Source organism: Meridianimaribacter flavus, from assembly GCF_004366715.1.
Taxonomy (GTDB): Bacteria; Bacteroidota; Bacteroidia; order Flavobacteriales; family Flavobacteriaceae; genus Gaetbulibacter_B; species Gaetbulibacter_B jejuensis.
Genome location: NZ_SOQZ01000001.1, coordinates 879,412 through 899,771, shown reverse-complemented (window position 1 = coordinate 899,771; position 20,360 = coordinate 879,412). Strand labels below are relative to the sequence as shown.

Below are 20,360 nucleotides of genomic sequence, written 5' to 3'. Positions count from 1 at the left end.
CTAATCCAAAGACTTATCAGAATCCAACCCAAAGAGCGAACTTCCAAATATTAATAAAATAACACCATAATGCATTAAATAACTCACAAAATGCCCAATTACAGCTCCTTTAACACCAAAACTATCAATTAAGTATACACTAGATAGGTAAAGTACTATCGCCAAAAACACTTCAATAATTATAAAGTGAGTGAACATTTTTTTAGCAATAAACTGATATGCTATAACTATAGATAACACCTTTACAAAATCACCTAACAATTGCCATAAAAACAAGTCTTCTACTGGTTCAAAATCTTTAGAAAAAACAATTTGCACAATAAATGGTCTTAATAGATAAATAAGTATGAGACCAATACCAAAAATTGGGATTACGGATTTGTACAAACTAAACACTTCATTTCTAAACTCTTTTTTGTTATCTATCTCATTAAATCTTGGAAGGATATATAACGACATCAACGAGGTCACAAACATTAAATAATAATCTGATATTCTATTAATTGCCTCCCAATAACCTGCTTCTTTTATTCCTATAGAATCACTAATATAATTTCTAATCATAATAGAAATTAATGGTAATGCTACTGCCGAAACTAATGCCATAAGAGCAAAAGGACCTAGTTTTTTTAATATATCAATACTAACATTTGATATTTTAACCGAAGACACCAAACTACGTTGATTTATAAACCCAACAACAGTAATTAAAAAAATTAAAGAAGGTGCAATAACTGCAGAGACCAATGCTCCATCAATATTGTTTTGATAAATTAGTAGCAAGGTTACAAGTAACCCAAGAACTTGCCCAATTATATTTATAATCAACAGGATTTTATATTTGGCAAACCCATTCATTATTGAAAAGCTAAACATATTCAATGAATAAAATGGTAATGCTAGTGCCAATATTTTTATTACATAGGCATAATTATAATTGTCTGAAAATAAAAAGTTATTTACGGTTTCTGCATTGTAGTAACACAAGAAACACAATAGTATAGTGACTGTAAATCCAAGATAAAATGAAGTTGATAACACTTTACTCAGTTTTACTGCATCTTGTTTAAACTCTGCTATTGATTTTACCACTCCATTATAAAACCCTAAAATTGCGAGTGACTGAATTGCACTTAAGAAATTTCTTAAATTACCTATTAAAGCCATCCCTTCAACTCCAATAAAAACAGCAATAGCTTTGGATGTAAATAATCCTGCTAAAATTTTTGTGATTATAGTTGCTGAATTTAGATGAGCAACTTTAACCAACACATTGGTGTTTATATAATCGAATAACTTTTTCAATTAATAGGCATTTAATGTTTCAATAACTTTTTTAACTTCTGCATCTGTTATGACTGGACTCATTGGAATACTTACAACAGTATTATGAATGCTTTCAGTAATTGGTAAATTTAACTCACTGTACTTCTTAAACGCATGTTGTTTATGAGGCGCAATAGGATAATGAATAAGCCAACCTACACCATTATTAGTTAAATATTCAGTAAACTTTTTGCGTTCATTTACTTGAACTACAAACGCATGAAATATATGGTTTTTAGTAGCATCATAAAAAGGCAAGATAATCTTCTCATTTTTAATTCCATTAAGATATTGCTTAGCTACCTCTTGTCTTCTTTTATTTTCATTATCTAACCCTTTTAATTTAATACTTAAAAAGGCTGCTTGTAATTCATCTAGCCTACTATTACAACCTATAATTTCGTTTTTGTATTTTTCTTTACTACCATAATTTCTTAAAAGTCTGATGCAATTAGCGATGTCTTCATTATTGGTTGTTACTGCACCAGCATCGCCCAAAGCTCCTAAATTTTTACTTGGATAGAAGCTAAAAGCAGCAGCATCTGAAAGATTTCCTGCTTTAATTCCTAAATTATTTTCAGCTCCATGAGCTTGGGCTGCATCTTCTACTACAATTAAACCATGTGTTTTAGCAATAGCATTTATCTTTTCCATATCAGCCAATTGTCCATACAAATGCACTGGCATAATGGCTTTAGTATTAACTGATATGTGTTTTTCTATTTCTGAAGGAGAAATATTAAAAGTTTTAGCGTCTGGCTCAACAAAAACAGGCTTTAGTCCTGCTTCAATTACTGAGAGTATTGATGCGATATAAGTGTTTGCAGGTACAAGAACTTCATCTCCTAATTTCAATTTGCCTAAATGAATAAAAGACTTAAATATAAGTACTAAAGCATCTAATCCATTTCCTGTTCCTATACAATAATTTGTACCACAATATTCAGCATAGTTTTGTTCAAATAGGTCAACTTCTTTTCCTAAAATATATTTACCAGTATCAAAAAAAGTTTCTATATAGTTTTTAAAACTAGACTCGTATTTTTTATTTATACTTTTTAAATCTAAAAACGATATCATCATACCAATGGTAAATTTAATGTTTTATAAACTGAAGTATTGACAGAATATGTATTAGCTACTATTGTTCTAGCTCCACAACTTTCTTTCCAAAAAACCAATCCCTTATTTAGTTTTTTTCCTGCTTCTTCACTAGAAATATTAAAATCAAAACAACGTTTTCCTTTACTAAAATGGTTGATCATGAAATCATAAAGTAAATCAATACTACCTAATTTATTTTTTTCAGAATTACCAGACACATATTGTGGATGTATGGTTGTTTCTGTTAAGAACAGTGTTGTTCCTGCAACTATTTTACCTTCTTTGTAAGCATTAATTTGCTTTATATTTTTAGGAAAACGTGAAGCTAGCAATTTTATTTCGTCTAAAGTATGAACTGGTGAAGCGTTGTGTTTCTTTGAAAGGTTGGGTATTAAAATCTCATTCCAAAACTCTTCATAATTATTATCTATTTCAATGGAAACTCCATGACGCTTTGCCTTATTGATTCCCTCTCTTCTATTCTTTTGAAAAGGTAACTTATCATAAAAATCAATTATCATTAACGCATCTCGATGTACTAGTTCTGCAGCTGCCTTATACATAAAATACTCTAACTCATCAGATGGCTGTTGATTGTAAAAAGGAGGAATAATTTTTATTTCTAATCGTGTACATTCATTAGTATTTAAGTACTCTAAAAGGCTTTTAAAAATCTCAAAACTTTCTAATAATTTAGATTTCTTAGAAAGCAACAAGCCTCCATATGTCAACCCTTTATGTGAGTATACTACTGAATCTTTAATGTGAGCAGGTAATAACGCAACAACATTGTCATCCTTAAAAACCAATAAAGAATAATCCTCAAACCTATCTTGATGATACTCCATAAAATCTCTATGAAATAAAAAAGTAGCATTCTTTGAATGCTTAACAAAAGCATCCCAAACAAGTTTATATTCTGGTTGGTATTTAACTACTTTGTAAGTGCTCAATGTGTAAGATTAATCTCTAATAATGTCATTATCATCTGGCTACCAAAATACAATAATTTTTAGTCTTCAAGTTACATTTATACTCAATTATTCTATATTTATACTCTAAAATCAAGACCTTGATAGTAAAAATCAAAAAAAGTGAAAACAAGCTACTTCTAATAGTTTATTTAGTTGTTTTCTTATATCTGATTTTTCAACCTGCTATATATTCTCCTGATACTCGCAGCTATCTAGAGGCAATGCCATACAGACATCTTGGATATGTAATTTTTATTAAATGTTTTGATTTATTTTTTAGCGGTAAAGTTTTCAATGTTTTAGTTATTGCTTTTCAAGCTATTTTTGGGCTTTTAGCAACATTTGTTTTTTACACCAAGATTTCAAAACTGATTGCGTTTAACTTAATCACTAAAATAGGATTATTCGCTTTTCTATTATTTCCTTTTTTTCCTCCATTAGAAGTTGCTAACAATATTTGTTCCGAAGGTTTGAGCTACCCTTTATACTTACTTTTTGTAGCTTTTGGGATAGATTTTTTCTTTACAAACACAAAGTCCTTTAAGTATTTCATTGTAGTATTTTTATTATTGGCGTTAACCAGAGGGCAATTTATTATTGCTATAGTCCCTATTGCTTTTATGTATATTTTGAAACATAAAAAAACACTGTTTAAAAAACCACATTTAAATAGATTTATAGTTTTACTACTATTACCTGTAGTAGTCCTTTTAGCTGATAAAAGCTACCACAAATTAAAAGATGGCATTTTTATGTCCACTCCTTTTAGTTTTGTAAATATATCTACAGCTGCATTTTATGTATCTGAAAAAAGTGACTCCAACCAACTTACTGGAAATGACAAAAAGGTATTTGATATTTGCTACAACAAACTAGATAAGCAAAAGCTTTTATTAACTAACCAAAAAGAAGGTTCTTACAAAGATTACTACAGTTTTTTTCATAATCATATTCCTAATATTTGTAATAGAACAGTACATTATTATGGTAGAGCCTTTTTTTTGAAAGACGAACTATCTAACTCAACCCATTTAGAAATAGCTCAAGCACATTTATCTATAGAAAATACATTACGAAATATTTCATTTTCACTAATTAATCAAAATTTCAACAAATGGCTTAACTTGTTTTTTGCCAATTTAATTCATGCGTTCAATGGCATAGTCATACTTATTGTTATTGTTACCGTATTTTTATTAAGCCTAATAAAACTATTTACAAGTAATAACAACAATTATTATTTGTTATTCATGTTGTCTGCATTAATACTATCAAACACACTTTTAGTTTGCTTAGCAAGCCATTCAATTATTAGGTATTTATTCTATAATTACGCTTTGTATTTTTTAATATTCATTATTCTATTTAAACAAATTAAACATGGAATCAAACATTGAATTATCTATAGTAATGCCATGTTTAAATGAAGCAGAAACTTTAGAAGTTTGTATCACTAAAGCACAATCATTTATAAAAAAACATAATATTAACGGAGAAATTATAATTGCCGATAATGGCAGTACTGATGGTTCTATTGCTATTGCTCAAAATCTTAATGCTAATGTTGTTCATGTAACAAACAAAGGTTATGGAAGCGCTTTAAAAGGAGGTATTGATGCCGCTAAAGGAAAATATATTATTATGGCTGATGCTGATGACAGCTATGACTTTGAAGCTTTAGATCTTTTTATACTAAAACTTAGAGAAGGTTATGATTTAGTTATGGGTAACCGATTTAAAGGTGGTATTAAAAAAAACGCGATGCCTTTTCTTCATAAATACTTAGGCAATCCTGTACTGTCGTTTATAGGTCGTTTATTCTTTAATATTAAAATTGGTGATTTTCACTGTGGTTTAAGAGGTTTTTCAAAAGAAGCTTATTTGAAGATGAATTTGAAAACAACAGGAATGGAGTTTGCCTCTGAAATGATTGTAAAATCAAAGCTTAATAACTTATCGATTACAGAAGTCCCAACAATTTTACATAAAGACGGTAGATCTAGACCTCCTCACTTAAACACTTGGAGAGACGGTTGGAGACATCTTAGGTTTTTAATGCTTTATGCTCCTAACTGGCTTTTCTTATACCCAAGTATTTTATTAATGCTCTTAGGGTTTACAACATCTACATTGCTCGTTATAAAACCTGTTCACATCTACAATATTAGTTTTGATGTGCATACACTACTATACACAGCAAGTATCTTTTTAATTGGATTTCAATTTTTTGTGTTTTATGCTCTCACCAAGATTTTTGCTGTTGAAAATGGGCTTTTACCTAAAAGTAATCGTTACAACAAACTGTTTAAATATCTTAATTTAGAATCTGGTTTAATCGTTGGGAGCCTGTTGTTACTATTAGGATTGGGTTTAAGTGTCTACGGAACTACAGTTTGGAAGAATTTGAACTTTGGAAATCTAAATCCGTCTGACACATTGCGTATTGTAATTCCTGCTGCATTTACAATATTACTAGGCATACAAATTATTTTATTTAGTCTGTTTTTTAGCATTTTAAGTCTAAAAAGTCAAACTCAAAAAAACGAGTCAGTTTAATTTTTCAAAAACAAATAAGTTGTTTAAGCCTAACTGAAATTTTTTATGTTTCACCAACTTAAAGCTTTGTTTATCAAGCAAATCAAACACTTCTTTAATTTCAAAACCATAATGTTCGTCTAGAGACATACCATCAATTAATCTTAGCTTAGATAACACAACAAGTATATGATCAACCAATGGAGATGGAACTGTAATTATTACTCGTCCTTTAGGTTTTAAAAACTTATCAAATTGACTATTAAATTGCTTTTGTTCTTCTCTTGGAATATGCTCTAACACTGCTAACATCACAATACAGTCAAATGTTTCATTATCAGGAATAGCTTCAGGGAATTTTCCTGACAAAAGTGTATGAATTCCTTTTTTAGAATCGTTTTTCAACAAAGGATCCAAACCTACACTAGCTTGAATATTTTTCTTCGCTAGTTTCTCAAACAAACACCCATCAAAACATCCAATATCCAATATCTTGTCGTTAACTCTAACATATCGACTAGCTACATTTATTCTATAATCTCTTAAAAACCTATCAAGAAATTTCATTTATAATCTTTAAAAGTAATTGCTCAATTTAATTGTAATAATTTGAACAAACTATTATTTACTACTATTAAATAAAAAAGGAACTCTTTTTATAGAATTCCTTTTTTAAAATATATCAGTAATTATTAAATACTCTTGCTTCTCTTACGCTCAACTTCAGTCAATAAAATTTTACGTAAACGTAAGTGATTTGGTGTTACTTCTACGTATTCGTCTTTTTGGATATATTCCAAAGCTTCTTCTAACGAAAACTTAATAGCTGGAACAATTTTAGCTTTATCATCGGCTCCAGAACTACGTACGTTACTTAGCTTTTTAGTTTTTGTAACGTTAACTACCATATCGTCTCCTCTAGAATTTTCGCCAATAACTTGACCTTCGTAGATATCTTCTCCTGGATCAATAAAAAACTTACCTCTTTCTTGTAATTTATCAATAGAATAAGGAATTGCTGTACCTTTTTCCATAGACACTAAACTTCCGTTTTGACGCTCAGGAATACCTCCTTTTATCGGTTGATATTCTTTAAAACGATGTGCCATTATAGCTTCTCCAGCAGTAGCAGTTAATAATTGGTTACGCAAACCAATAATACCACGAGAAGGCACAATAAACTCACATACCATACGCTCACCTTTAGCTTCCATGCTTAGCATTTCACCTTTTCGCATGGTCACCATTTCTATAGCTTTCCCTGAAACCTCTTCTGGTAAATCAATAGTCATTTCTTCAACTGGTTCACATTTTACACCATCAATTTCTTTGATGATTACTTGTGGCTGACCAATTTGAAGCTCATAACCTTCACGACGCATCGTTTCGATTAATACTGAAAGATGCAATACACCTCTACCAAAAACCATAAATTTATCTGCACTATCAGTTTCTTGAACTCTCAATGCAAGGTTTTTTTCAAGCTCTTTGGTTAAACGTTCTTTAATATGACGAGAGGTTACAAACTTTCCGTCTTTACCAAAAAATGGTGAATCGTTAATTGTAAACAACATGCTCATTGTTGGCTCATCAATAGCTATGGTTTTTAAACCTTCAGGGTTTTCAAAATCGGCAACAGTGTCTCCAATATCAAATCCTTCTAAACCAACTAATGCACAAATATCTCCTGCCTCTACAGCGTCTACTTTTTTACGTCCTAATCCTTCAAAAACATGAAGTTCTTTTACTTTAGATTTTACAACTGAACCATCTCTTTTTACTAGTGAGATATTTTGTCCTGCTTTAAGCTCTCCTCTTGTTAAACGACCAATAGCAATTCTTCCTGTAAACGATGAAAAGTCTAAAGATGTAATTAGCATTTGAGTAGTTCCTTCTTCAATTTTAGGAGAAGGTATATGCTCAATTACCATGTCTAACAATGGTTCGATATTTTCGGTTTGTTTTTTCCAGTCTTCGCTCATCCAGTTGTTCTTAGCAGAACCATAAACTGTTGGGAAATCTAACTGCCACTCTTCAGCACCTAATTCAAACATTAAATCAAATACTTTTTCATGAACCTCATCAGGTGTACAGTTTTCTTTATCAACTTTGTTTACAACCACACATGGTTTTAAACCTAAGTCAATAGCTTTTTGAAGTACAAAACGTGTTTGTGGCATAGGACCTTCAAAAGCATCTACAAGCAATAACACACCATCAGCCATATTAAGCACACGCTCTACTTCACCACCAAAATCGGCGTGACCAGGAGTATCAATAATATTTATTTTGGTATCCTTATAAGTTACCGAAACGTTTTTTGAAGTAATTGTAATACCTCTTTCACGTTCTAAATCATTGTTATCAAGAATTAAATCTCCTGTATTTTCGTTTTCACGAAATAACTGACAATGGTACATAATTTTGTCAACCAAAGTAGTTTTTCCGTGGTCAACGTGAGCAATGATTGCAATGTTTTTAATACTAGCCATAATGACGTCTTATTTTAAGCGTGCAAATGTACGCTAAAATCTTTTGTAAAATACATCTATACAGATAATTCTTTAATGTTAAAGAAAAAATAACCTTGAGTTATAAAAACAGCCTCCTATGAAATTCAAAAAACTAATTTTCAGCAATTTAAAAACAAACCACACATTTTAACACTTAAGGAGTCGTTAGTTAATTAAATGTTATAGTCCATCTTAACCATAATTTCTGTTCGTATATTACGTTAAAGATTATGATTAATAGTAAATAGCCAATTTAACCAACTGTGCTATACATATTGGTGATTTTACATCTGAACCCTTAAATTAATACAGATGAAAATAATTAGCAAATATTCAAAATTTATCCCTTACCTATACTTTCTAGCAATAATTGCCTACTGGTTTACTGTTGTTAACCGTAGTGAAGGTATAAGCGCATATCCTATTTTACTGTTTGGTATTCCATTTTTATGGCAAGTACTAAAACCAAACCGCAAACTCAATTTTACATTAGGAATTACCTTTGTATGCTTGTCATCGTACATGATCTTAGCATACCTGTCTGATGTGCTTAACATTGTGTCGTTATCATACACTACCAAAAAGTTTATTTTGTATGGTGGCTTTTTAGCAATTGCCAATTTTATAATGGCATTATGGATTATAAGAAATAGTTTAAAAAGAAGCTTTTAAATGATTATCTTTGCTGCTGAAATTTTCAAACAAAAAGCAGATGAATCTTAACGAAGTTCCTAAACTAAAACACACTAATTCTGACAACTTTTTCTTGCTTTGTGGCCCATGTGCCATTGAAGGTGAAGATATGGCTTTACGTATTGCAGAAAAAGTGATTTCTATTACTGATAAACTTGAAATCCCTTATGTATTTAAAGGTAGTTTTAAAAAAGCTAACAGAAGTAGAATAGACAGTTTTACAGGAATTGGTGATGAAAAAGCTCTTAAGATTTTAAAGAAAGTATCTGAAACGTTTGATATTCCTACAATAACAGATATACATGAGGTTTCTGATGCTGTTATGGCTGCCGAATATGTTGATGTACTTCAAATTCCTGCTTTTTTGGTTCGTCAAACCGATTTAGTGGTTGCTGCAGCACAAACAGGCAAAGTGGTTAACTTAAAGAAAGGACAGTTTATGAGTCCTGAAGCCATGAAACACGCTGTACAAAAAGTTAAAGATTCTGGTAGCGACAAAGCTTGGATAACGGATAGAGGAACTATGTTTGGCTATCAAGATATGATTGTAGATTTCAGAGGAATTCCTACCATGAAGCAATACGCTCCTGTTGTTTTAGATGTTACGCACTCCCTTCAGCAACCTAACCAAAGTGTAGGTGTAACTGGTGGACGACCAGATATGATTGAAACCATTGCTAGAGCTGGAGTTGTAAACAATGTAGACGGTTTGTTTATTGAAACGCATTTTGATCCTGCAAATGCAAAAAGTGATGGTGCTAACATGCTACATTTAGATAATCTAGAACAATTGCTTACCAACTTAACTGCAATTAGAAAAACTGTAAACAGTCTTTAATTTTGGAACTTAAAATACGTCAAGCTACACAAGAAGACATACCTGAAATTACTTCTGTTTTCAGAGACACCATAAGAGCCATAAACTCTAAAGACTATTCTGAAAAACAAATACAAGTTTGGGCTTCTGGAGCAAATGATCTTGATAAGTGGGAAGACAGAATAAAAAACAACTACTTTATTGTTGCTGAAAATGAAGATCGCATTGTAGGCTTTGCTTATTTAAAAAACGGCAATTATTTTGACGGTTTGTTTGTTCATAAAGATTACCAACGTCAAGGTATAGCTATAAAGCTTATGCGAATTATTGAGTCTAAAGTCATCACCAATGGCTATGAGATAATTAAGTCTGATGTTAGCATTACTGCATTACCTTTTTTTGAAGACCAATATTATATTGTTGAGAAAAAACAAAAAAAGTCTTTTAAAGGACTCGTGTTTGAAAACTATATAGTTCATAAAGAACTATAGTTATTTCATAAATGACGAATTCTTAAAGGCTTCTACTTCTTTAAGGATACTAATAAAAATGTTGTCATCGATATTGTCAAGTTGTTTATAACGTAACGATTTAATCTTCTTTCGTTTTTCCGAAACTAAGCAATCTGCATGTTTTGTAATGTGGTTAGCATGCCAAAACCCAACATCAATATAATCTTTACTTTTATTGAGATAACAAATTGGTCTTGTGCCAATATAATAGCATGGAATTTTCCATTTATACTCCAAATGCGCCTCAGGAAATGTATGCTCTATTAATATTTGAACGTGCATTAATATAGACTTAAAAGGCTCTTGTTGGTTATAAATATAAGCTTCTGCTGGTTTCACTTGGTTCTAGTTTCATTTCAAAATTAACAAAAATTTATATCCAAAAACTAAAATAAATTTACTTACTTTGTAATTCAAAGTACTTTTATATGGAGTCAAAAGATTATTTAAAAGACATAAGCGAGATTAAAAACTTGATGAACAAGTCGTCTCGTTTTATTTCACTTAGCGGTCTCTCAGGGATTCTCGCTGGTGTTTACGCGCTTGTTGGAGCTGCAATAGCATATTATATTGTATCAAATTCGGTAAGAGGTTATCTTATTCTTGATGGTACTATCTTTAATATCTGTTTTGCAATTCTGTTAGGCGTTGCATTTTTAAGTATTGTTACTGGTATTTATTTAACCACAAAAAAAGCCAAAAAAAACAATGAGAAAATATGGGATAGTTCATCAAAACGCTTATTGCTAAACTTTTTGGTTCCGTTAATTACAGGAGGTATTTATATACTCATTATTTTAAAACAAGAACGTTATGGTCATACTGCTGCCTTAATGCTTATTTTTTATGGATTAGCATTAATAAGTGCTTCAAAATATAGTATTGGAGATATTAGATATTTAGGATTTACCGAAATAATTCTAGGTTTAATTTGTGCATTAATGCCTAGTTACGGGTTTTGGTTTTGGGTTTTAGGTTTTGGTGTAATGCATATTATTTATGGCACACTAATGCATTTTAAGTATGATAGAAAATGAAATTGAAACCGAAATACAAACTAAACCAAAAACATGATTGATGATTAAAAAATATCTAGGTTATCTATTTATTTTTGCATCTATATTTTTTGCATTTTATAGAGGAAAAAGGCAAGGCGAATTAGATTGTATTGATTTTAACGTGTTACCAATAATTGCTAATGCAACAACAATTATAGTTTGTGTTTCGCTCGTAGTAATAGGTGTGTATTTAATAAAGCATAACACAATTAAAAATTAAGATTCTTGCCTTAGCAAGAAAGTGATGAGCATAATTAACAACATAAATAAAGTTTTTGATCACCGAATTAGATTAGGCATCATGTCTATTTTAATGGTAAATGAATATGCCGATTTCAATACGCTTAAAGAGCTTTTGGGTACAACCGATGGTAATCTTGCTAGCCATACAAAAGCATTGGAAGCTGCAGAGTATATTAAGGTTGAAAAGCAATTTATTGGACGAAAACCCAACACACGCTACTCTACCACAACACTTGGTAAAGCAGAATTTAAAAAGCATATTGAAGCTCTCGAAAAATTAATTAACAAACAATAAATATATTTTTTATCAATCTACTTTGAAATTCAAAGTACTTTAAATACAAACAACATGGAACATCAACAAAAACAACAGAACAAATTTGGACATTGGATTAAAACTTCAATCACTGCCAGAATGCTAATGGTTGGCTTCTTGGTAATTATATTACTTATTCCGTTAGCGTACATCAATAGTTTAATTACTGAACGCTCCATGCGACAACAAGATGTAGTTAATGAAATCAATGAAAAATGGGGAAATGAAGTACTCGTTTATGGGCCTATTTTAAAACTCCCATACAAGACCTATTCTGAAACAAAAACTTACAACGACAAGACTAAAACCTATCTTACCGAGACCACTACACATATTAACTATGCTTACATTTTTCCTGAGAGTTTAGATCTCACTTCCAATGTAAATTCAAAAACCTTAAAAAGAGGCAACTTTGAATCTGCAGTTTACACAACTGCTATGGATTTTAAAGGATTTTACACCAAACCGCAACTTCAACTCAAAGACATAAAAGACGAAGATATTATTTGGGACAAAGCCACAGTACTTATTAAAACTTCAAACTTAAAAGGTATTAAAAATGAAATGAATCTTAAGCTTAATGATAGTAGTTACACGTTTGAAACCAACTTTAGCGATAATCCCAAAAACTATAGTGGTTATTTAGATGAGTTAGAATCTGGTTTCTTAAAAGAAAGCGACGTACCAAAATATGCCAACATCAATTTCAATTTTAGTATTGCATATAATGGTAGTAAAAGCATAAAAGTTGTGCCTATAGGAAAAACCACTACAATGCACATGAGCTCTAATTGGGCTGATCCAAGTTTTACAGGTAACTATCTACCTGATGATGAAACAAAAGAAATCACAAAAGACGGTTTTAAAGCCAACTGGAAAGTGCTTCATATCAATAGAGCCTTTTCGCAACAGTACCTTAACAAAATACCTAACCTCAACAAGTTTGCGTTTGGAACCAAGTTTGTTGTTATGGTTGATGAATATCAAAAAAGTGAACGTTCAGCTAAATATGGCTTTTTGGTTATTGGTCTTACATTTTTAGTGTTTTTCCTGATACAAACTATGAGTAAAATAAATATTCATCCGTTTCAATATTTAATGATTGGTTTAGCACTAACTATGTTTTACACTTTATTGGTTTCCATTTCAGAACATAGCGACTTTTTAAAAGCCTATTTAGTGGCAGGAATTTCGGTAGTTGCACTCATTACACTATACTCTAAATCAATATTGAAAACGTTTAAATTTCCATTATTTATTGGCTTGTCCTTAACCGCATTATACACGTTTATATACGTGATAATTCAGTTAGAAAACTATGCATTATTGGTTGGTAGCGTTGGCTTATTTATAATACTTGCTATTGTAATGTTTGTGTCTAGAAAAATTGATTGGAATAACGGTTAGTTTTATTAGTTGGTGAGTGAATCCTCGCTCCTCTTTCAATTTTTATTTTGAAATGAGCGAGGTTTCATTAAAACATTTTTATGATACAGAAATCAATACTAATAGGAAAACAATGTGCACTTTTAAGCTTTATAATTGGCACTTTTCTTTTTATGATTTTCTTTTTAGAACAATCAATGCTCTTATTAAAAACAGGAATCATTTACATTTTAGTATCATTTTTCATAAATGCTTTTGTTTTAATTCACTTAATATACTTAGCAATTTTTAATCCGAAAGAAAGAATAGATTTAGTACTAACTTGCGGAATTCTATTACTTAACATTCCTATTGTTATTGGATATATCTATTTACTTTCTATTTCTCTTTTCCCAACTAAATATTAGCGTTATGACACTAAAATTTAACAAAACATACTTTGCGTTTTTCACCTTACTTCTAGTAGTTGAAATTGCTATTGCTATCTTTTTAAAAGAAGGTTTTATTCGTCACACTTTTGGCGATTATTTGGTAGTTATTTTAATGTATACATGTATTAAAAGTTTTAGTAACATAAAGCCACTTGCTGCTGCAGTTGGTGTATTACTTTTTGCTTTTAATATTGAATTTTTGCAGCTCTTCAATTTGTTGGATGTCTTAAACTTAAGAGACAGTCACCTTGCAAAACTCATACTTGGTAGTACGTTTCACATTAGTGATTTAATAGCCTACACTCTTGGAGTCTTAACCATTTTATGCATTGAACATTTAAAAACATCAAAATCATGAACACCATAAAAAGCTTACTATTCAATCGTTTCAAACTTATTTTAATACTTACAGCTTCGTTAGCGTTAAGCATTGTTTTGTTAATGATTCGAGCTAAAATAACGCATTCCTTCTTCTTCCTATTTTTAGTATGGAATCTCTTTTTAGCTATCATTCCGTATGGTATCACAACCTATTTAAGCAGTATTTCTAAACCTAAAAAACTTGTGTTCGTATTTTGGTTTTTAGTTTGGTTGCTCTTTTTACCAAACGCACCTTATATTGTTACCGATTTATTGCACCTAAAAATAAGCTCAAACCCAATGCTGTGGCTAGACGTGTTACTAGTTACCTCATTTGCTTACAACGGTTTAATGCTTTTCTTTTTGTCTTTATCTGATATGGAAAAACTATTGCATCAGTATATCAACAAAAAGTACATTACATCAATACTGTTATTACTTTTCGGTCTTACTGCACTTGGCATTTATCTTGGTAGATTTTTACGCTATAATTCATGGGAAATCATACATCAACCTTCTGCAATATTTACTGATATTTTTGAAATCATTTTTAAACCCAATATTGAAGCTTGGGTATTTACAATAACCTTTGGTAGTTTTTTAGCGATTTCTTATTGGATGCTGAAAGTTTTAAAAGAAAAAGCAACCGTTATTTAACTATTCCAAACCATCAACATAATCCTGAAGGTATTTAAAACGCTCAGTCAATTGACCATTTTCAGTAATTTTTGCACGTTGCAATACACCATCAGCATCGTTGTTGTAAAATGCAGGTATCACATGTTCTAAAAACATATCACCAAAACCTTCACTTGCATCTTTAGGCAACTCACAAGGTAAGTTATCAACTGCCATTACTGTTATTGCACCTTCAGCGTTATAAGCTACTTCTTTTTCGGTTTGCGGATTATAACCGTAAAACGGATCTGCAATAGTAGAAGGCCTAATGGTTGAAGCCACTGGTCCATCAATATCGCAAGACACATCAGCAACTAGGTTAATTCTAAACGCTTTATCTTTAGCATCTTCTCTTGTGAATAAAAATGGTGCATTGTTACCATAAAAATGTCCAGCAATAAAGTAATCGGTTTGCTTAGCATAAGGCATAAAATTACTTTCATATCCTGATGGATCGTTGTAAAACTCATATTTATCACCAACCTTACCATCTTTACGTTTATTATACTCCATAACATCAACCATACAGTAAACTGGCTCAGTAAACTCTGAAGTTAAATACAATGCATCACTAACTTGTTTAATACCCAAATGGTCTAAAATTTCTTTAGCACCATAAGCTACTTTACCTGTACCAGACAGCAATATTTTTATATTAGGAATTGTAATTTTATCCAACTCTGCTTTGACTTCATCTAAATCGGCAAGGGTTTCAACTTTTGGTAAATCAAATAAATTGTCTCTTAAGCCCAAAGCTCTAAAACCGTTGTAAGCACCTACCAAACCTGCATAACGTCCAAAACCAATTAAACGTGCATTATCTTCTCTAACAATAGTTTCATGGTCATAAAGCTCTATATTTTTCTCTAAAATAGCTTTAAGCAATTTTCTATTATAAGGTTGTTTTTTTATGGTATGCGAAAAGAAAAAGTATTTTTTATTAGGAATTAAAGCCTCAATAGGCACTTCTTTTACACCTATCATCACATCACAATCAGACACGTCTTGAGACACATCAAACCCTTTTGAGGCATAATCCTTATCAGGAAAAACTCTAATATCTGAAGACTCTACCTTAAATTCTGATTTTGAAAACAAAGACTTTGCCTCAGCTAGTTTTTCTGGTGAAAATACAACACGTCTATCAGGTGGATTTTTACGTTCTTTAATGATTGCGAATTTCATATAAATAAGTATGTTATGATGATAACTGACAGTTTTGGTCAATTATAATATTGGTATAAAATTTGTACGAAAATAAGAGTAAAAGTAGGGTTATACAAACTTTTTAATAACTTTGCAAACTGTCTTTTTAAGACAATAAAGGGGTCGACTGGTTTTGACAGCGAGACTCATTAAACGGTAAGCACGTCGTGTAACGACCATGATACACGTAAAAGGCTAGGTCAACTTTTTAAACGGCGAGAATAACTACGCTTTAGCTGCTTAATCTGAATCATAGTAAGATCAGGCCTCGTCCTACAAGGTAGGAAAGCTAAATGTCTCCTGAAAGCCTTGGTTAATGGCGTTCTAATTAGAGGCATCGTAAAGATTAACTAAGATAGTGTAGCGCTTTGATGCACTTTCGAGATACAAAAGCTAAGTTGTAAGTAGGCTGTCTTTTGCCAGCTTACAATCGAAAAAACAATAACAGACTAAACGTGTAGAAAGCCCTTTAATAGCTTGTTTGGACGAGGGTTCGAGTCCCTCCGACTCCACAAAAAAACCGCTTATTTAAGCGGTTTTTATTATTATTTAAAATTATCTAATCCTGTTTTTAACCAATTGTAATATTCATCAACATTGGGAGTGTAACCCACAGGGTCAATAAGGTTTTCTTCATCATGACCCATCAACACATAAAAAGGCTGTGTATTGGTTTTATACTTTATGGTTTGGAACTCGCTCCATTTTTGCCCAATATATTTGAGTTTTTTACCAGGTCTTAATTGTGATTCTACGACTTCATCTTCAGGTAAAGGACGTTTATCATCAACATACAAGGATATAAGAACAATGTCATTTTTTAAAACATTTAGCACTTTATCTTTTACCCATACATTTTGCTCCATTTTGCGACAATTTACACAAGCCCAACCTGTAAAATCAATCATAACTGGTTTTCCTACTTTTTTTGCATAGGCTAAGCCTTTGTCATAATCATTGAATGCTAATATTTGATGTGGAGCCAATAAATGTGCGCCTTCAGGCAAGTCGTTATGATCACTTGACATAGCTGTACCTCCTGTTTTAGAGTTACCAACTCCATAAGGTGACTCGCTATAATCTAATGGAGGCGGAAACGCACTTATTAAATTAAGTGGTGCTCCCCAAAGTCCTGGTATCATATAAATTGTAAACGACAATGTTACTAAGCCTAGACAAAGTCTACCAACTGAAATATATTTTAAAGGTGAGTCATGTGGCAATTGAATTTTTCCGAACAGGTACAGTGAAAGCATCCCAAATACAGCTATCCAAATAGCTATAAATACTTCACGTTCTAACAAATGTAGTTGTAATACCAAATCGGCTTGCGATAAAAATTTAAATGCTAAGGCTAACTCTAAGAATCCTAATACAACTTTTACAGTATTTAACCATCCTCCTGATTTTGGCAGAGAATTTAACCATCCTGGGAATGCAGCAAACAAAGCAAATGGTAATGCAATAGCTAATGAAAACCCTAACATCCCAATCACTGGAGCTAAACCTCCTTTAGAAGCTGCTTCAACCAATAATGTTCCTACAATTGGTCCTGTGCAAGAAAAAGACACAATTGCTAATGCTAAAGCCATAAAAAAGATACCTATTATACCTCCTTTATCTGCTTGTCTATCTACTTTATTTGCCCAAGAATTCGGTAACACAATTTCAAAAGCTCCTAAAAAGGATAGTGCAAATACAATTAGTAATAAAAAGAAAATAACGTTAAACCATACATTAGTTGCTAGCGCATTTAAAGCATCAGCTCCAAAAATAGCTGTGATAATAGTTCCTAAAAGCACATAGATTACAACTATAGACAATCCATAAATTACTGCATTTCTAATTCCTTTAGACTTTGATTTGCTTTGTTTAATAAAGAAACTTACCGTCATTGGTATCATAGGGAACACACAAGGTGTTAATAATGCAAGGAAACCTGATAAAAAAGCAACAATAAAAATTGTAAAAAGTCCTTTTTGCTCTTCATTTTCAGGTTTAGATGAAGTTTTAGAAATAGTGTTTTCTTGCTTTACTTCTTCTTTGTCTTTAGGTATTTCAAAAATATTTTGAACCGTTTCTTCTTTTCCACTATTACTAGAAACACTTTCTGAATTTGACAAGTTAAACTCTAAATCGACATAACTTGGCGGTAAACATCTGGCATCGTCGCACACCATAAACTCTACTTCTCCTTTTACGATAGAGAGTTCGTTATTTAACACTTTGACACGTTGCTTAAACTCTGCTTTGTTTTCAAAAAATTTAATTTTCATTTCAAACACAGGATCATCAACAGTATGTCCTTCTTCTTCCTTAGTGTTTTCTAACAACTGAAAACCATCTTCTGTATAAGTAAATGTTGTTGGTATTGGACCATCATCTGGCACATTTTGGGAATATAAATGCCAACCTTTATCTATGGTGGCAATGGATACTAAATTATATTCGGTATCAGAAATTTTTTCAACTGAGGTTGACCATTTTACTGGTTCTAAAATTTGTGCTTGGGATGCAACAATAGGCATAATGAGCATCAAACAACTTAAAACGATGTTCTTCATTCTTTAAAAATTAGTCTAGTAGTTAGAATTAACAAATGTAACACTTGTGTTAGAATTATATTATAAAGCTTTCTTAAATCTGCTTAGTCGACGCTTCAATTTGATACTAACAAACCACTAACTGATAAAGACGTTAAAATTTTACTAATAAAATTTAGATATAAAAAAACCGAACGTAATGTTCGGTTTGGTGAATTAAGATTTGATTTCTACTTCGTAGCCTTCATGCTGCCATTTAGAAATGCCTCCATCGAGATCATATACTTTAACAAAGCCAGCTTCCTCCATTTTTTTTGCGCATTTTGCGCTTCTTCCTCCAGACTTACAATACAATATTACTGGTTTTGTTTTGTCTAGCTTTGTGATATCCTCATCAAAAGTTGGTGAGTTGTAATCTATATTTTGAGCAGTAGGTATGTTACCTTCTTTAAATTCTTCAGGTGTTCTAACATCTATTAATTGCACATCTTCTAATTCTAAAAGTGTTTGCATTTCTTCTGGTGATACCAGTTTAACATCGCTTTGCGAATCGTCTTTACAGCTTGTCACTGTAAATGTTAACATTAAAGTCAACACAATTAATACCTGTTTCATTTTTAATACAATTTAAAGTTATACTATATCACCTTCCCACTCGGTAATACCTCCAACAAGATTATAAGCATTATCAAAACCTAATTGATTCATTATAGCACAAGCTTGACCGCTTCTGTTTCCAGATCGACAATACACATAATAGTTTTTGGTTTTGTCAAGTTCTTCTACTTTTGAAATAAATTCTTGACCTCCATAAATATCAATATGCACTGCATTAGGTATTATACCTTCATCAACTTCGTCTTGTGTTCTAACGTCCAAAACCACAGCATTAGTATCCGCTGATAGTTGTTTTGCCCATTCTTCTTGTGTTAAATCTGCCATTTTTTAGTTTTTGATTATAACAAATTTAACTTTTCTTTATGATATAGACGAAAAAAAATCCAATCTGTTACAATTGGATTTTAATTTAAGCTTTAAAATGTATTTATTTACACTTTAATTGAGCATCCTATAGCTCTTGTTTGTGTTTCTTTAATTTCTTTTCCTTTTAATAATGCATCAACAGCATTTTCAACGTAGGTAGTATTTACTTGACTTGCGTCTTTATAGTTATCGTCAATAGCTCCAATGTACTTTACCTGATTCCCTTTTGCAGTTTTTTGTAGCACATATACATGTGGTGTTTTTGTCGCTCCATATTGAGGATAGATTTTTTGTCCTTCGTCAATTAAATAAGGAAATGTAAACCCTTTTGATTTTGCTCTGGCTTGCATAGCTTCCATATTATCTCCAGGTTTAACATCGGTATTATTTGGCATAATAGCTATAACAGGATAACCTTTATCAGCATATTTTTTGTCTAATTCAATAATTCTGTCCTCGTAAGCAACAGCATAAGGGCAAGTATTGCATGTAAATATTACAATGAATCCTTTAGCATCTTTATAATCTGCTAAAGACACCATTTTACCATCAATATTTTCAAGTTTAAAATCTGTTGCAATGTCACCAACATGATAACCATGGCCATCACCCACAGTTGTGAATGCTGAAAGTGATAACATAGCTACAAAAGCAAATACTAGTTTTAATGTTTTCATAGTG

The 20,360-nt window shown here is 31.4% G+C and carries 22 protein-coding genes and 1 other RNA gene; 12 read left to right on the top strand and 11 right to left on the bottom strand.

Annotated elements, in window-relative coordinates; genetic code table 11:
• From A8975_RS04060 to A8975_RS04050, 3 genes are read right to left on the bottom strand one after another with little or no spacing between them, the layout of a single operon-like run.
• A complete protein-coding gene (locus A8975_RS04060) occupies window positions 1–1,305 on the bottom strand; it encodes an O-antigen translocase (RefSeq protein ID WP_131505800.1) in 1,305 nt (434 codons plus the stop codon).
• Window positions 1,306–2,409, bottom strand: a complete 1,104-nt coding sequence (locus A8975_RS04055; RefSeq protein WP_317128035.1) for a DegT/DnrJ/EryC1/StrS family aminotransferase — start codon at window positions 2,407–2,409, stop codon at window positions 1,306–1,308. It lies immediately after the preceding gene.
• Complete coding sequence (locus tag A8975_RS04050) at window positions 2,406–3,383, bottom strand: GNAT family N-acetyltransferase (protein WP_134198767.1); 978 nt, start codon at window positions 3,381–3,383, stop codon at window positions 2,406–2,408. Before A8975_RS04050 ends, A8975_RS04055 begins: the two co-directional genes overlap by 4 nt.
• A gap of 119 nt (window positions 3,384–3,502) precedes the next feature.
• Here A8975_RS04050 and A8975_RS04045 point away from each other — a divergent pair, with 119 nt between their 5' ends.
• Together A8975_RS04045 and A8975_RS04040 are read left to right on the top strand one after the other, a co-directional pair.
• Complete coding sequence (locus A8975_RS04045; RefSeq protein WP_134198766.1) at window positions 3,503–4,801, top strand: hypothetical protein; 1,299 nt, start codon at window positions 3,503–3,505, stop codon at window positions 4,799–4,801.
• A complete protein-coding gene (locus A8975_RS04040) occupies window positions 4,785–5,960 on the top strand; it encodes a glycosyltransferase family 2 protein (RefSeq protein ID WP_134198765.1) in 1,176 nt (391 codons plus the stop codon). Before A8975_RS04045 ends, A8975_RS04040 begins: the two co-directional genes overlap by 17 nt.
• On the opposite strand, the gene A8975_RS04035 is transcribed toward A8975_RS04040, so the two are convergent.
• Both A8975_RS04035 and typA read right to left on the bottom strand, forming a co-directional pair.
• Window positions 5,952–6,506 carry a class I SAM-dependent methyltransferase gene (locus A8975_RS04035; protein WP_134198764.1) on the bottom strand — a complete coding sequence of 185 codons (555 nt, stop codon included), beginning with the start codon at window positions 6,504–6,506 and terminating at the stop codon, window positions 5,952–5,954. The genes A8975_RS04040 and A8975_RS04035 overlap by 9 nt on opposite strands.
• Window positions 6,507–6,631: 125 nt before the next feature.
• Window positions 6,632–8,431, bottom strand: a complete 1,800-nt coding sequence (gene typA, locus A8975_RS04030) for a translational GTPase TypA (RefSeq protein WP_208325353.1) — start codon at window positions 8,429–8,431, stop codon at window positions 6,632–6,634.
• Between the two features lie 333 nt (window positions 8,432–8,764).
• Between typA and A8975_RS04025 the strand changes: the two genes are divergently transcribed.
• The 3 genes from A8975_RS04025 to A8975_RS04015 are packed head-to-tail and all read left to right on the top strand — an operon-like array spanning window position 8,765 to window position 10,453.
• Window positions 8,765–9,124, top strand: coding sequence for a hypothetical protein (locus A8975_RS04025; RefSeq protein ID WP_134198763.1), 360 nt, complete (start codon window positions 8,765–8,767; stop codon window positions 9,122–9,124).
• Window positions 9,125–9,164: 40 nt separating this feature from the next.
• Window positions 9,165–9,983: a 3-deoxy-8-phosphooctulonate synthase gene (gene kdsA / locus A8975_RS04020; RefSeq protein WP_134198762.1), complete on the top strand. Its 819-nt coding sequence runs from the start codon at window positions 9,165–9,167 to the stop codon at window positions 9,981–9,983.
• 2 nt (window positions 9,984–9,985) lie between these two features.
• The gene (locus tag A8975_RS04015) at window positions 9,986–10,453 is read left to right on the top strand and encodes a GNAT family N-acetyltransferase (protein WP_166667441.1); all 468 of its coding nucleotides are present in this window, start codon (window positions 9,986–9,988) and stop codon (window positions 10,451–10,453) included.
• On the opposite strand, the gene A8975_RS04010 is transcribed toward A8975_RS04015, so the two are convergent.
• Window positions 10,454–10,813 (bottom strand): DUF1801 domain-containing protein, encoded by a 360-nt coding sequence (locus A8975_RS04010; RefSeq protein ID WP_134198760.1) that lies wholly within the window; start codon window positions 10,811–10,813, stop codon window positions 10,454–10,456.
• An 89-nt stretch (window positions 10,814–10,902) separates the two neighbouring features.
• On the opposite strand from A8975_RS04010, the gene A8975_RS04005 reads away from it, so the two are divergent.
• From A8975_RS04005 to A8975_RS03980, 6 genes are all read left to right on the top strand, one after another.
• Window positions 10,903–11,511 carry a hypothetical protein gene (locus A8975_RS04005; protein WP_131505809.1) on the top strand — a complete coding sequence of 203 codons (609 nt, stop codon included), beginning with the start codon at window positions 10,903–10,905 and terminating at the stop codon, window positions 11,509–11,511.
• 265 nt (window positions 11,512–11,776) lie between these two features.
• The gene (locus A8975_RS04000; protein WP_134198759.1) at window positions 11,777–12,070 is read left to right on the top strand and encodes a winged helix-turn-helix domain-containing protein; all 294 of its coding nucleotides are present in this window, start codon (window positions 11,777–11,779) and stop codon (window positions 12,068–12,070) included.
• 54 nt (window positions 12,071–12,124) lie between these two features.
• Window positions 12,125–13,498 carry a cell envelope integrity protein CreD gene (creD, locus tag A8975_RS03995; protein WP_134198758.1) on the top strand — a complete coding sequence of 458 codons (1,374 nt, stop codon included), beginning with the start codon at window positions 12,125–12,127 and terminating at the stop codon, window positions 13,496–13,498.
• Between the two features lie 80 nt (window positions 13,499–13,578).
• Window positions 13,579–13,884 carry a hypothetical protein gene (locus A8975_RS03990; RefSeq protein ID WP_134198757.1) on the top strand — a complete coding sequence of 102 codons (306 nt, stop codon included), beginning with the start codon at window positions 13,579–13,581 and terminating at the stop codon, window positions 13,882–13,884.
• 4 nt (window positions 13,885–13,888) lie between these two features.
• Window positions 13,889–14,266 carry a DUF2809 domain-containing protein gene (locus A8975_RS03985; RefSeq protein WP_134198756.1) on the top strand — a complete coding sequence of 126 codons (378 nt, stop codon included), beginning with the start codon at window positions 13,889–13,891 and terminating at the stop codon, window positions 14,264–14,266.
• Entirely contained in the window at window positions 14,263–14,925 is a 663-nt protein-coding gene (locus tag A8975_RS03980) for a DUF1361 domain-containing protein (RefSeq protein ID WP_134198755.1), read from the top strand. The genes A8975_RS03985 and A8975_RS03980 overlap by 4 nt, the downstream gene beginning before the upstream one ends.
• Here A8975_RS03980 and A8975_RS03975 read toward each other — a convergent pair whose 3' ends face one another.
• Window positions 14,926–16,131: an NAD(P)-dependent oxidoreductase gene (locus A8975_RS03975; RefSeq protein WP_134198754.1), complete on the bottom strand. Its 1,206-nt coding sequence runs from the start codon at window positions 16,129–16,131 to the stop codon at window positions 14,926–14,928. It lies immediately after the preceding gene.
• A 140-nt stretch (window positions 16,132–16,271) separates the two neighbouring features.
• On the opposite strand from A8975_RS03975, the gene ssrA reads away from it, so the two are divergent.
• Window positions 16,272–16,667, top strand: a transfer-messenger RNA (tmRNA) gene (gene ssrA, locus A8975_RS03970).
• A 30-nt stretch (window positions 16,668–16,697) separates the two neighbouring features.
• Here the strand turns inward: ssrA and A8975_RS03965 are convergent.
• The 4 genes from A8975_RS03965 to A8975_RS03950 form a co-directional block, all read right to left on the bottom strand.
• Window positions 16,698–18,716, bottom strand: a complete 2,019-nt coding sequence (locus tag A8975_RS03965; protein WP_134198753.1) for a protein-disulfide reductase DsbD family protein — start codon at window positions 18,714–18,716, stop codon at window positions 16,698–16,700.
• Window positions 18,717–18,911: 195 nt separating this feature from the next.
• Complete coding sequence (locus tag A8975_RS03960) at window positions 18,912–19,310, bottom strand: rhodanese-like domain-containing protein (RefSeq protein WP_129759132.1); 399 nt, start codon at window positions 19,308–19,310, stop codon at window positions 18,912–18,914.
• Between the two features lie 18 nt (window positions 19,311–19,328).
• Window positions 19,329–19,637 carry a rhodanese-like domain-containing protein gene (locus tag A8975_RS03955; protein WP_134198752.1) on the bottom strand — a complete coding sequence of 103 codons (309 nt, stop codon included), beginning with the start codon at window positions 19,635–19,637 and terminating at the stop codon, window positions 19,329–19,331.
• Between the two features lie 107 nt (window positions 19,638–19,744).
• Window positions 19,745–20,356, bottom strand: a complete 612-nt coding sequence (locus A8975_RS03950) for a thioredoxin family protein (RefSeq protein ID WP_131505844.1) — start codon at window positions 20,354–20,356, stop codon at window positions 19,745–19,747.
• Between the last annotated feature and the right edge of the window lie 4 nt (window positions 20,357–20,360).